7 protein-coding genes and 1 pseudogene are annotated in these 12,417 nt (G+C 61.0%); 7 read left to right on the forward strand and 1 reads right to left on the reverse strand.

Going from position 1 to position 12,417, the window contains the following annotated elements; genetic code table 11:
- The first annotated feature begins 81 nt into the window (after positions 1-81).
- Genes dgcB through PSH65_RS02520 form a run of 4 tightly spaced genes read left to right on the forward strand, consistent with a single transcriptional unit; the run spans position 82 to position 4,625 of the window.
- The gene (gene dgcB, locus PSH65_RS02505; RefSeq protein WP_305424793.1) at positions 82-2,031 is read left to right on the forward strand and encodes a dimethylglycine demethylation protein DgcB; all 1,950 of its coding nucleotides are present in this window, start codon (positions 82-84) and stop codon (positions 2,029-2,031) included.
- Complete coding sequence (locus tag PSH65_RS02510; RefSeq protein ID WP_305424794.1) at positions 2,031-3,251, forward strand: electron transfer flavoprotein subunit alpha/FixB family protein; 1,221 nt, start codon at positions 2,031-2,033, stop codon at positions 3,249-3,251. Before dgcB ends, PSH65_RS02510 begins: the two co-directional genes overlap by 1 nt.
- A 15-nt stretch (positions 3,252-3,266) precedes the next feature.
- Entirely contained in the window at positions 3,267-4,037 is a 771-nt protein-coding gene (locus PSH65_RS02515) for an electron transfer flavoprotein subunit beta (protein WP_305424795.1), read from the forward strand.
- 21 nt (positions 4,038-4,058) lie between these two features.
- Positions 4,059-4,625, forward strand: coding sequence for a GNAT family N-acetyltransferase (locus tag PSH65_RS02520; protein WP_305424797.1), 567 nt, complete (start codon positions 4,059-4,061; stop codon positions 4,623-4,625).
- 322 nt (positions 4,626-4,947) lie between these two features.
- Here the strand turns inward: PSH65_RS02520 and PSH65_RS02525 are convergent, their stop codons facing one another.
- Complete coding sequence (locus PSH65_RS02525; protein ID WP_305424798.1) at positions 4,948-5,178, reverse strand: hypothetical protein; 231 nt, start codon at positions 5,176-5,178, stop codon at positions 4,948-4,950.
- A gap of 500 nt (positions 5,179-5,678) precedes the next feature.
- Between PSH65_RS02525 and PSH65_RS02530 the strand changes: the two are divergent.
- The 3 genes and pseudogenes from PSH65_RS02530 (at position 5,679) to PSH65_RS02540 (ending at position 12,407) form a co-directional block, all read left to right on the forward strand.
- Positions 5,679-9,132, forward strand: a pseudogene (locus PSH65_RS02530) (alpha/beta fold hydrolase).
- 135 nt (positions 9,133-9,267) lie between these two features.
- Complete coding sequence (locus PSH65_RS02535; RefSeq protein WP_305424799.1) at positions 9,268-11,136, forward strand: hypothetical protein; 1,869 nt, start codon at positions 9,268-9,270, stop codon at positions 11,134-11,136.
- A 26-nt stretch (positions 11,137-11,162) separates the two neighbouring features.
- On the forward strand, positions 11,163-12,407 hold the full coding sequence (locus PSH65_RS02540) for a metallophosphoesterase (RefSeq protein ID WP_305424800.1): 1,245 nt from the start codon (positions 11,163-11,165) through the stop codon (positions 12,405-12,407).
- Positions 12,408-12,417 lie beyond the last annotated feature (10 nt).

Here is a 12,417-nt window from a genome sequence, read left to right on the forward strand (position 1 = left end):
AATCGCGGGCAAGCCCGCTCCCACAGGAACCGAGTAAGGCATCTCGACCTGCAAGACCCCGAGGTCTTTGGGAGCTCCACCATGTTGAACACCCTTCTTCCAATCCTGTTGTTCGCTGCCCTGGGCCTGGCTGTCCTGGGCGCGTTGCGGCGGGTGGCTATGTGGCGCCGAGGCCGGGCTTCGAAAGTCGACCTGATCGGCGGCCTGTTCGCCATGCCCAAGCGCTACATGGTCGACTTGCACCATGTCGTCGCGCGGGACAAATACATCGCCAACACCCACGTCGCCACGGCCGGTGGTGCGGTGGCGTCCATTGTGCTGGCGATTCTGGTTCATGGTTTTGGCCTGCATAACCGCATCCTCGGTTATGCACTGCTGCTGATGTCGGCGGTGATGTTTGTCGGCGCGATCTTTATGTTCCTGCGCCGTCGCAACCCACCGGCCCGCTTGTCCAAAGGCCCGTGGATGCGCTTGCCGAAAAGCCTGATGGCGTTCTCGGCATCGTTCTTCCTGCTGACCCTGCCGGTTGCCGGCATCCTTCCGGAAAACTTCGGTGGTTGGGTGGTGGCTGCGATCCTCGGCGTCGGCGTGCTCTGGGGCGTGTCGGAACTGTTCTTCGGCATGACCTGGGGCGGGCCGATGAAGCACGCCTTCGCCGGTGCCCTGCACCTGGCCTGGCACCGTCGCTCCGAGCGTTTTGGTGGCGGTCGCTCCACCGGTTTGAAGCCGCTGGACCTGAATGACCCGAACGCGCCACTGGGCGTGGAAAAACCCAAGGATTTCACCTGGAACCAACTGCTCGGCTTCGACGCCTGCGTGCAGTGCGGTAAATGTGAAGCTGCGTGCCCGGCGTTCGCCGCCGGCCAGCCGCTGAACCCGAAAAAACTGATTCAAGACATGGTGGTCGGCCTGGCTGGCGGTACTGACGCCAAATTCGCTGGCAGCCCGTATCCAGGCAAAGCCATCGGCGAGCACGGTGGCAATCCGCATCAACCGATCGTCAACGGTCTGGTGGACGCTGAAACCCTGTGGTCCTGCACCACTTGCCGTGCCTGCGTCGAGGAATGCCCGATGATGATCGAGCACGTTGACGCCATCGTCGACATGCGCCGCCATCTGACCCTGGAAAAAGGCGCGACCCCGAACAAGGGCGCCGAAGTTCTGGAAAACCTGATCGCCACCGACAACCCTGGAGGCTTCGCGCCGGGCGGGCGGATGAACTGGGCGGCGGATTTGAACCTGAACCTGCTCAGCGAGAAGAAATCCACCGACGTGCTCTTCTGGGTCGGCGACGGTGCCTTCGACATGCGCAACCAGCGCACCCTGCGCGCCTTCGTCAAAGTGCTGAAAGCGGCCAAGGTCGACTTCGCGGTGCTGGGTCTTGAAGAACGCGACAGCGGTGATGTGGCGCGACGCTTGGGCGATGAAGCAACCTTCCAGCTGTTGGCCAAACGCAACATCCAGACCCTGGCCAAGTACAGCTTCAACCGCATCGTCACCTGCGATCCGCACAGTTTCCACGTACTGAAAAACGAGTACGGCGCCTTCGACGGCAACTACCTCGTGCAGCACCACAGCACGTACATGGCGGAAATCATTGGCGAAGGCGCCCTGAACCTCGGCCAGCACAAAGGCAGCAGCGTGACCTACCACGACCCGTGCTACCTCGGCCGCTACAACGGCGAATACGAGGCACCGCGTGAAGTGCTGCGTGCCTTGGGTATCGAGATCAAGGAAATGCAACGCTCCGGTTTCCGCTCGCGCTGCTGCGGCGGTGGCGGCGGTGCGCCGATCACCGACATTCCGGGCAAGCAACGGATCCCCGACATGCGCATGGAAGACATCCGCGAAACCGGTGCCGAACTGGTGGCCGTGGGTTGTCCACAGTGCACCGCGATGCTCGAAGGCGTGGTCGAACCGCGTCCGATGATCAAGGACATCGCCGAACTGGTGGCTGATGCGTTGCTCGAAGACGCAACGCCGGGAAAGCCATCGGCGCCGGCCAAACGTGAACCTGCGGAGGTGCATTAATGAGCGACATTATCCGCCGCGACCCACGCGCCGAATGGATCGCCCGCAACCGCTTGCACCCGCTGCATGCGGCCATGCAACCGGCGCAACACAGCTGGATGGGGCCTAACGGTCTCATCCGCAAGAATCCTCACGGGATCGGTTTTATCGGCCCCAACGGCATCAAACGGATCGACCGCAGCGGCGCTCAGCAGGGCGGGGCGACCAAACGCTCAGCCGCGGTTGAAGTGCAATTGCCGCTGCATCAAGTGGCTGCACCTGTGTTCTACATCAGCGTGGTGCCGGACATGGTCGGCGGCCGCTTGAGCAGTCACGACCGCGACTTGCTCGGCCTGGCTCATCAATTGGCCGGCAAGGACGGCGCGGTACTGGCCGTGGTCTTCGGTGAGCACAAGGAAAACGCCTTTGCCACGGCTGGCGTTGACCGCTTGCTGGTGCTTGAGGGCGACGAGTTCAGTGGTTATGCACCGGAACAACGGGTCCAGGGTCTGCGGGCTGTGGATAACCAGTTCAGCCCGCGTCACTGGTTGCTGCCGGACAGCCGCAGCGGTGGCGGCGAACTGGGTCGGCGCTTTGCTGCCGCACTGGGCGAGCGCCCGGCCACGCGGGTCTGGCAGGTCAAGGATCAGGAATGCATCGGCCGTGCCGGTGCTGGCCTGCAGGACCTTGCGCGGCCGGTGGCCCGCTTGATTCTGGCGGCTGCCGAATGCGCCGAACCGGTCAGCGAAACCCGTCACGAAGCGTTGCCGGTGGAGTTATCCACAACGGTCGCCCGCAGCCTGTCGCGGATCGAAGATCTGGGCGCTGTGGCGGTGGACCCGGCGGCGATTCCGATGGCCGAAGCCGAATTCATCTTCTCCGGCGGCAACGGGGTCAAGGACTGGGGACTTTTCCACAGGACGGCCGAAGCGTTGGGCGCGACCGAAGGTGCGTCGCGGGTGGCGGTGGACGATGGTTTCATGGCGCGCGACCGGCAGGTCGGCGCGTCCGGCACCTGGGTAACCGCGCGGGTTTACGTGGCGGTGGGGATTTCCGGGGCGATCCAGCACCTGCAAGGCATCGGTGCCTGCGACAAGGTGGTGGCGATCAACCTCGATCCGGGTTGCGACATGATCAAACGGGCCGACCTGTCGGTGATCGGCGAGAGCGCCGAGATTCTTCAAGCCTTGATCGATGCGGTAGCGGCTTACCGCAACGACGCCAAGCGCGATGCGGCTTAAGGGAAGGAAAGGGTTATGAGCACGAAAATCATCAGCCTGGTGTCCATCGGCGCCCACCCGACCTCCGGCCGGCCACGCCGCGCCGAGCAGGATGCGCGGGCGGTTGAACTGGGTTTGCAGCTGGCTGGGGATAACCTGCAAGTGCTGCATGCCGGCGACGTCGCGGAACCGGCATTGCGCGCTTATCTGGGCATGGGCCTGGAGCAGCTGCATGTGCTGGAGCAACCGGAAGGCGCTGATGCGCTGCCGGCGTTGACCGCGTATTTGCGTGATGCCGGGGCACAGGTGGTGCTGACCGGCAGTCAGGCGGAAACCGGTGAAGGCTCGGGCATGTTGCCGTTCCTGCTGGCGGAAAGCCTCGGTTGGCCGCTGGTCGTGGGTTTGGCGCAGGTCGAATCCATCGACGGCGGTTCAGCGTTGGTGCTGCAGGCCTTGCCTCGCGGGCAGCGTCGGCGCTTGAAAGTGCGCCTGCCGTTTCTGGCGACTGTGGATAACGCGGCACCCAAGCCGCGGCAGAGCGCCTACGGTCCGGCACGTCGTGGGGTATTGCAGGCGGAAGAAGTCGAAGTGGTCGACGATGAACTGCTGGCGGTGGCCACGCTGCAACCGGCCAAGCCACGGCCAAAGCGCTTGAAAGTGATCAAGGCCAAGAGCGGTGCGGATCGCATGAAGGCCGCGACGGCCAAGGCCAGTGGCGGCGGTGGGCAAGTGCTCAAGGGCGTGACCGCGCAAGCGGGCGCCGAAGCCATCCTCAAGTTGCTGATTGAAGAAGGCGTGGTTCGCTAACGGTCCTGTGGAGCCCGGTAAATGGCTGTTGAATTTCGTTCGGCCCTGCGCGCGGATGCGCGTGAGATTGCTCGCTTGTTTCAGATTTCATCAGAAGGTGCGGCGGATTACATCTGGAGCCAACTGGCGCAGCCCGGCCAGGACCTGCTGGAGGTCGGTGCCAGTCGTTACGCTCGTGAAGACGTCGATTTCTCCTATCAGAACTGCCTGATCGCCCAGGTCGAGGGAAAGGTCATCGGCATGCTGCACAGCTACGCGATGCGCCACGACCCTCAGGCCGCTCCCGTGACCGATCCCGTCCTGGCGCCGTATGCCACGATGGAAATCCCCGACACCCTTTATATTTCGAGCCTGGCCCTGCATGAGGGCTGGCGTAATCAGGGGGTGGGCAAACAATTCCTCGCCTATGCCTACGACCGTGCCAACCGATTGGGGCTCAATGGCTTGAGCCTGATCGACTATGCGGTGAACACCGGCGCACGGCGGTTTTATGAGCGCCATGGTTTCCGGATTGTCGATACCTGCCAGATCACGCCCCACCCAATGATTCGGGTCACGGGGGAAGCCTATTTGATGTATCGGCCTTGAGGCACGAACCCAATCTATGTGGGAGCGGGTCAATGTCGATCACAGATTGTGTGCACACCAACAACGCACTGTGGTTACCCACAATCCCTGTTAGCGCTTCTGTGGATAACATGTTCGCCCCTCGCTACACCCCTTGCCCATCAAGCCCTCCAGCCCTCCGTACAAAAAATAACCAGTCTAAGCTACGGTTTTTCCGAGCTTTTTCCACAGAACGACTTCGTTCGTAAGCCAATACTTGCCCCCAATCTCTGTTGGCGCTTCTGTGGATAAGATGTTCGCTGTCCGCTACAGGCTATATAAACCGTGGCTTTCAGTCAGTTGATCAAATAATGCTCAATTGACCCTTTTCTCTCCCTGATCCTTCCGCAAACCCTGAATTCTCACGGCTTTCAGCGGTTTTCCACAGACGTTGCAAAGTTGCCCCCAAAGTCTGTTGGCGCTTCTGTGGATAAGGTGTTTGCCATCCTCTGTACGTCATATAAAACGTGCCCTGCAGACTTCTGATCAAAAAACGACCAATGCTTGGGTAAAACCCTGCTTCTGGATAAGTCACGGTTTTTCTTGGTTTTTTGTGAATAAATTTGGCCCGTCATCCACAGTTGTCCCCAATAGCTGTGGGTGGAGATGTGGATAACTTGTTCGCTAAACCCTGCAAGCCACGGCCTATATAGGCCACAACGCGATAGATCAGATTTCATACAGTTCTAAGGCACTTCCTTGACTTCGATCTGTCGCGTGTCTTCACTCTCAGGGCACAAGGACAGCCGTCACTTATCCACATCTGGTTCAGGGAGAACGCGTGATGGATAGCCAGCCACATCGCTCGCACCCAACCCCTTGCGTGACCTGTGTACCGACACCCGCGACCTTGCTGCGTAAACGGATTCACCGTCGCGCCACCAATCAGCGCGCTCGCCTATAGCGCTTGAAGCCTTCCCCAAACCCTGACGCCGCTGCCATTGAGGCCCGACCGTGCCCGGTGACCAGGCGTTTGTTCGTCTATCGATTGCAGGCAACCACAGAGTTGCCCATCTGCCTGAGAGGAAATGACCCATGACACGGATCGCCACGCCCATCAGCGACATCAAGGAACACTACGACGTGATCGTCATCGGCTCCGGCTACGGCGGCGGGATCGCGGCGTCGCGCCTGTCCCGCGCTGGCAAGCGGGTGTGCCTGCTGGAGCGAGGTCGGGAAATCCAGCCCGGCGAATACCCCAATACGATGCTGGCGGCCACTGAAGAACTGCAGGTCCATGACCCGGACGGGCACATCGGTTCGCGCACCGGGTTGTTTGACTTGCACGTCAATGCGCAGCAGAACGTGGTGGTCGGTTGCGGCTTGGGCGGCACGTCGCTGATCAACGCCAACGTTGCCCTGGAGCCGGAGCCCGGCGTGTTCGACGATCCGCGCTGGCCGCTGGCAGTGCGTGAGCATCGCGACACCTTGCTCAAGGACGGTTACGCCCGGGCTCGGGGAGATGCTCAAGCCCAATCCGTACCCGAGCACCGCACCGAACCTGCCCAAACTCGACGCCAACAAAAAATCCGCTGATTACCTCAAGCAAGGTGCGCATTTCTACAAGCCGCCGATCAACGTGACCTTCGACAAGCTGCCGAACAACCTCAACCATGTAGGCGTTGAGCAATTGCCGTGCAACCACTGCGGCGACTGCGTCTCGGGCTGTAACAACAAGGCCAAGAACACCACGCTGATGAATTACCTGCCCGATGCCTGGAACCACGGCGCGGAGATTTTCTGCCAGGCCGAGGTGCGGCATCTGGAGCGCGACGGTGACGGCTGGATCGTGCACTTCCAGTATCTGGACAGCGGCCGGGAGAAATTCTCCGCGCCGACGCTGTTCGTCAAGGCGGACATTGTCGTGGTGTCGGCGGGCACCCTGGGCTCCACCGAAATCCTCCTGCGTTCTCGGGACAAAGGTCTGGCGACGTCCGATCAGCTCGGCGAAAACATGAGCGGCAACGGCGATATCCTCGGTTTTGGCCACAACTGCGATGAAACGATCAACGGCATTGGCTTCGGCGCGCATCCGGCCAATGAAATGAAACCGGTCGGCCCGTGCATCACCTCGATCATCGACATGCGCACCGAAGGCGACTGGCGCAGCCGCATGGTCATCGAAGAAGGCTCGATCCCCGGCGCGCTCGGCCGGCCCATGGTGCCGAGCATGGCCGCGTTCGCCGGATTGATCGGCAAGCCCACTGACGACAGTTTCACCGGCAAGCTCAAGTACGCCGAGCGCGAAGCCGAAAGCTTCCTGCGCGGCCCGTATCACGGCGCCCTGCACAACATGCAGACCTACCTGATCATGAGCCACGACGACGGCAAGGGTCGCATGGTGCTCGACAGCAAGGACCAGCTGCGCATCGACTGGCCGGGTGTTGGCGAGCAGGAAAACGTCAAACTCGGTAACGAGCGGCTGCACCAGAGCACCAAGGCATTAGGCGGGATCTGGGTCGAGAACCCGATCTGGACCGAGCTGCTCAAACACAGCATCGTTTCCGTCCACCCGTTGGGCGGTTGCGTGATGGGCGAGGATGCGGAGCAGGGCGTGGTCAACCACAAGGGCCAGGTATTCAGCAGCACCAGTGGCACGAATGTCTATGCCGGGTTGTACGTGACCGACGGCGCGGTGATCCCGACTTCCCTGGCGGTCAATCCGCTGCTGACCATCTCTGCCGTGAGCGAGCGCAACATGGGCCTGCTGGCTGCCGATCGCGGTTGGCATATCGACTACACGCTGCCCTCGGCACCGCGCAAACAGGTGGCGGCGCCGACCCTCGGCGTGCAGTTCACCGAAACCATGAAAGGCTATTTCTCCAAAGCCTTCACCCAGCCCCAGGGCACCGATCTGAAACTCTACGAGGCGGCGGCCAAACGTGGCGAGTCGGACAACTCGCCGATCGAGTTCACCCTGACCATCACCGCCAACGACCTCAACCGCATGATCAAAGAACCTGAACACGCCGCGACACTGGTCGGCACCCTGGATGCTCCAGGCTTGTCGCCAGAACCGCTGACCGCCAGCAATGGCGTGTTCAACCTGTTCGAGGAGTATCAGGAACAGGTCGGTGTGCGGCACATGAATTACGACATGAAACTGACCGCCGAGGACGGCAGCGATTATTACTTCAGCGCGTTCAAGACCGTGCCCGAAGACAACGGCGTGCTGAACGTCTGGCACGACACCAGCACCCTCTACGTGACGCTGTATCGCGGGGCGGACAAGACCGGTGAGGTGATGGGTTCGGGTGTGATGCACATCCATCCAGCCGATTTCGCCAAGCAGATGACCACCATGAAGGTGCTCAACGCGCGCAACGAACGCGAGCGCATCGATGGGCTGGCACGGTTTGGCAAGTTCTTCGCGGGCATCTTGTGGGAGAGCTACGGCGGGGTGTTCGCGGGTGACATCTACTTCAATCCTGACGCACCGCCACGGCAAAAACGCCCATTGGATGCGCCGGTCCCGAGCGTGCAGTTCTTCCAGACCGAAGACAACGTACAGCTACGCCTGACCCGCTACCAGGCTGGCAGCAAAGGGCCGGTGATGCTGGTCCACGGTTTGGGCGTGGGCTCGAATATTTTCTCCACCGACACCATCCAGACCAACCTGCTGGAGTACCTGTGCAAGCACGAGTACGACGTCTGGCTGCTGGATTTGCGAGTGAGCATTCTGTTGCCCGCGAGCAAGAAGGAATGGAACGGCGACCAGATTGCGCAGTACGACTTCAAGGCTGCCATCGCGCAGATCCAGCAGGCAACCAAGGCGGCGGATGTGCAATGCGTGGTGCATTGCTACGGCGCGACGACCTTCTTCATGTCGCTGCTGGCCGGGTTGCAGGGCGTGCGTTCGGTGGTGTGTTCGCAGATCGCGGCGGATACGGTGGTCGCCACGGCAACCGGGCTCAAGGCCGGTCTGCACCTTCCGGGGATGCTCGACGCCATCGGCATCAAATCCCTCACCGCGTATGCCGACAATAAGGAGAGCTGGTTCAACAAACTCTACGACAAAGCCCTCAACGGCTACGCCCGCATCGAGGCCCAGGGCTACTGCACCAACCCGGTGTGCCATCGCATCACCTTCATGTACGCATCGTTGTACCGCCACGACACGCTCAACGAGACCCTGCATGACAACCTGCATGAGCTGTTCGGCGAATCGAACATGCAGACCTTTGAGCACTTGGCGTTGATCCTGCGCAAAGGCCATCTGGTGGACTTCAAGGGGCAGGACGTCTACATGCCGCACTTCGACCGGCTGACCATGCCGATCTGCTTCATCAGCGGCGAAGACAACCAGTGCTACCTGCCCGAAAGCACGCTCAAGACTTATGAGCGCGTGTGCAAAGTCCATGGGCCGGAGCGCTACAGCCGCCACGTGGTGCCGGGTTACGGGCATATCGACTGCATGTTCGGCAAGAATGCGGTGATCGATGTGTACCCGATCATCCTGGAGCATCTGGAGAAAACCGCTCTCGGCTAGGTGATCGTTCCCACGCTCCGCGTGGGAATGCATCCCGTGACGCTCTGCGTCACACAAGCGGACGCGGAGCGTCCATGGCGGCATTCCCACGCGGAGCGTGGGAACGATCTGGATGGGAACGATCTGGGGAAAAATATGGACAGTTACATCCGCTGGTTTCAACGCTTCATCTGGATAGGCATCGTGATGAACATGGTCTTCGCGATTCCGGCGCTGTTTGCGCCGGCGTTGCTGACTTCGATGCTCGGGATGCCACCGCAACTTTCCGATCCTTGGCTGGAGAACGCCGGCATGTTGCTGGTGGGGATCAGCCTTTTTTACATGCCGTCAGGCTTCAACGCGCCCAAATACGTGGTGCATTCGTGGCTATGTGTATTGTCGCGGCTGGTCGCCGTGGCGTTCTGGATCTACCTGATCAACACCAGCAACCAGGCCCAGGTATTCGTGCCGATGCTGCTGGGCGATCTGAGCATGTTCCTGATCCTGGGGGGTCTGCTGTACCTGGGCAGCGCGCCGGCCAATCGGCCCTTGGCGTTGCTTCGCGACGGCTGGCATGAGTGGCGCGCAGCGTGGGCGCGACGCTGGCAACGGCACAGCTTCAAGGTCGCCACGCTGGTCGTGGTGCTGGCGCTGGGGTTTATCGGCTATGAAACCTGGTACCAGATGCTGCGGGTGGTGCCGGCAGAGCAATACGCCTCCGATGAGGACCACTACAAGTACGGTGCCATTGGTCTGGGCATCGAAGCGCGGATTCCCTATTACCTGTTCGCCGTGTTGCCGCAGATGTGCCCGGATAAATTGCCAAAACCCGGCGGCTATGAAGTCTTCGGTTTCCTCTACGAGAACGGCAAGGACCTGCCGATCGGCATGGCCAAGCGGCAGATCGGCTACCCGACCGTGGAGCCCAACTGCGCCCTGTGTCACACCGGTTCCTACCGGGCCAATACCAGCGACGTCGCCATCCCGGTGGCCACCGCGCCGGCCAATACCCTGCAACTGCAGGCCTTCCAGTGGTTTGCCTACAATTGCGCCAGCGACCCGAAATTCACCCCTGACGCGGTGATGACGGCGATCAACAGCAAGTTCCAGCTCGGGTTTTTCGAGCGCTTGTACAACCGCTACGTGATCATTCCGATGGCCACGAGCGCGCTGGTCAAGCAGAAGCAGGCCTATGCCTGGCAACGCCTGCGCGCGCCGCAAGGGCCGGGGCGCACCGACACCTTCAACCCGACGAAAATGGTGGTGTTCGGCTTCCCGGATGACTCGACCATCGGCACCGTCGACTTGCCGCAAGTCTGGAACCAGAAGCCTCGGGAGTCGATGTACCTGCACTGGGACGGCAACAACAATGACATCCACGAGCGCAATTACGCGGCGGCCATGGCCGTGGGCGCAACGCCGGAGTCGGTGCTGCCGGCCAGTTTCAACCGGGTGACCAACTGGTTGCTGGGCCACAAGGCGCCGGCCTGGCCGTTCGCGCTGGATCAGGCCAAAGTCGCACGGGGCAGACCGGTCTGGGAAAACAACTGCGCCGGTTGCCATGATTTCGGCCGCACCGACACCGGTCAGGTCACCACCAGCATTGATGAACTGGGCACCGATCCCCATCGGCTGAACTCGTTCACCACAGGCTTGGTGACGGCTTTCCATGGCTTCAAGAAAGTGCCGTTCGACTTTGGCGCCTACCGCAAAACCCAGAGCTACAGCAACACGCCCACCGACGGCGTCTGGTTGCGCGCGCCTTACTTGCACAACGGTTCGGTACCGACCCTATGGGACTTGCTGCAACCACCGGAAAAGCGGCCGCTGGTGTTCTTCACCGGCTCTGATGTGTACGACCAGGACAAAGTCGGCTTTGTCACCAGTGGCCAGCAGATGAAGGCCTCGGCGGACTTCAAATACGACACCCGTCTGGAGGGCAATCACAACGGCGGCCACCTGTACGGCACCCAGCTGTCGGAACTCGAGAAGCGGGCGCTCATCGAGTTTATGAAAACCCTGTAATTCCACTATGGATGGAGGAAGACGACATGTCATTGGTCAGTCATTGGGAGCACGAGTACGTCAAGGTCAAGCTACGCCTGCATGGCTTGGTCACCCGCCTGGAAATGGCCTGGAAGAAGCTCGTCAGCGAGCTTGAACCCAAGGAGTACGAGGCCATCGTCGCACTGCTGCAACGGGGCCATGATCAGGCGCACTACGTGCTCAAAAACGGCGACTTGCCCGACGATCAACCGAGTGTGCCGTGGGAGTTGGCCCACGGTTTGTCGATCCTGCATATCGGTAACGCCACTCCCTTGCCGCAATCGGCAGACGAGCTGCAAACCCGGGTGCTCAAGGACGGCAGCCTGCTCGGTTGTCGCAAATGGGAACTGCTGGATCTGTTGTGGAGCGAGGCGCTGCTCAAGTGGATCGAGAACCTGCGGCATCACGCACCGTTCGCCACCAACCCGGCGCTGATGCGCATGGACAGTGACGTGACCCTGGCCATCGCCGGCGACTGGGGCACCGGGCCGTTCGACAGCCATGCCCCGGCGGTATCGGTGGCCAATCAGATGCAGTTGGCCCAGGCCGATTTCACCGTTCACCTGGGGGACGTCTATTACGCCGGCACCCACTCCCAGGAAGACGTCGACATGGTCGGCTGGCCCATGGGCAAGCACGGCTCGTTCACCCTCAACTCCAACCACGAGATGTACAGCGGCGCCCATGGCTATTTCAAGGAACTGGCCAAGCGATTCCCGGCGCAGCAGGGCACCAGTTATTTTGCGTTGTACAACGATGACTGGCTGGTGATCGGCCTCGACACGGCTTATGCCTCCGATCCGATTAACCTGTACATGGACGGTGCGCTGAACAAGGAGCAGATCGACTGGATGAAAGGGCTGCCTCAGCGCAAGAAAATCATGGTGCTCAGTCATCACCAGGGCTTCGACATTTCCGGGCACCACAAGACGGCGCTGTATCAACCGGTGTGCGATGCCTTGGGCCGTGAGCCGGATTACTGGTATTGGGGGCATTTGCATAACGGCATCTGCTACGCCACTCAAGGTGGCTTGCATGCACGCTGCGCCGGGCATGGGGCGATTCCCTACGGCAATGCCAGCGAGCTGAACGGGCATGCGCGGGTGCTGTGGTCGGAAACGCAAAATGCGCGGGATGAGGCGTACCCGGATCGGGTGTTGAATGGCTATGTGAAAGTGCGGTTGGTGGGGGAGAGCATCGAAGAGACGTTTGTTGGGGAGGATGGGTCGGTGCGGTGGTCTTCGAGTTGATGGAGTGAAT

It is taken from the genome of Pseudomonas sp. FP603, from assembly GCF_030687415.1.
GTDB classification, from domain to species: Bacteria; Pseudomonadota; Gammaproteobacteria; order Pseudomonadales; family Pseudomonadaceae; genus Aquipseudomonas; species Aquipseudomonas wuhanensis.

What these genes read in the sequence shown, in the direction of transcription:
- dgcB (WP_305424793.1), top strand. Translation starts at nt 82, where the DNA reads ATGTTGAACACCCTTCTTCCAATCCTGTTGTTCGCTGCCCTGGGCCTG.
- PSH65_RS02510 (WP_305424794.1), top strand. Translation starts at nt 2,031, where the DNA reads ATGAGCGACATTATCCGCCGCGACCCACGCGCCGAATGGATCGCCCGC.
- PSH65_RS02515 (WP_305424795.1), top strand. Translation starts at nt 3,267, where the DNA reads ATGAGCACGAAAATCATCAGCCTGGTGTCCATCGGCGCCCACCCGACC.
- PSH65_RS02520 (WP_305424797.1), top strand. Translation starts at nt 4,059, where the DNA reads ATGGCTGTTGAATTTCGTTCGGCCCTGCGCGCGGATGCGCGTGAGATT.
- PSH65_RS02535 (WP_305424799.1), top strand. Translation starts at nt 9,268, where the DNA reads ATGGACAGTTACATCCGCTGGTTTCAACGCTTCATCTGGATAGGCATC.
- PSH65_RS02540 (WP_305424800.1), top strand. Translation starts at nt 11,163, where the DNA reads ATGTCATTGGTCAGTCATTGGGAGCACGAGTACGTCAAGGTCAAGCTA.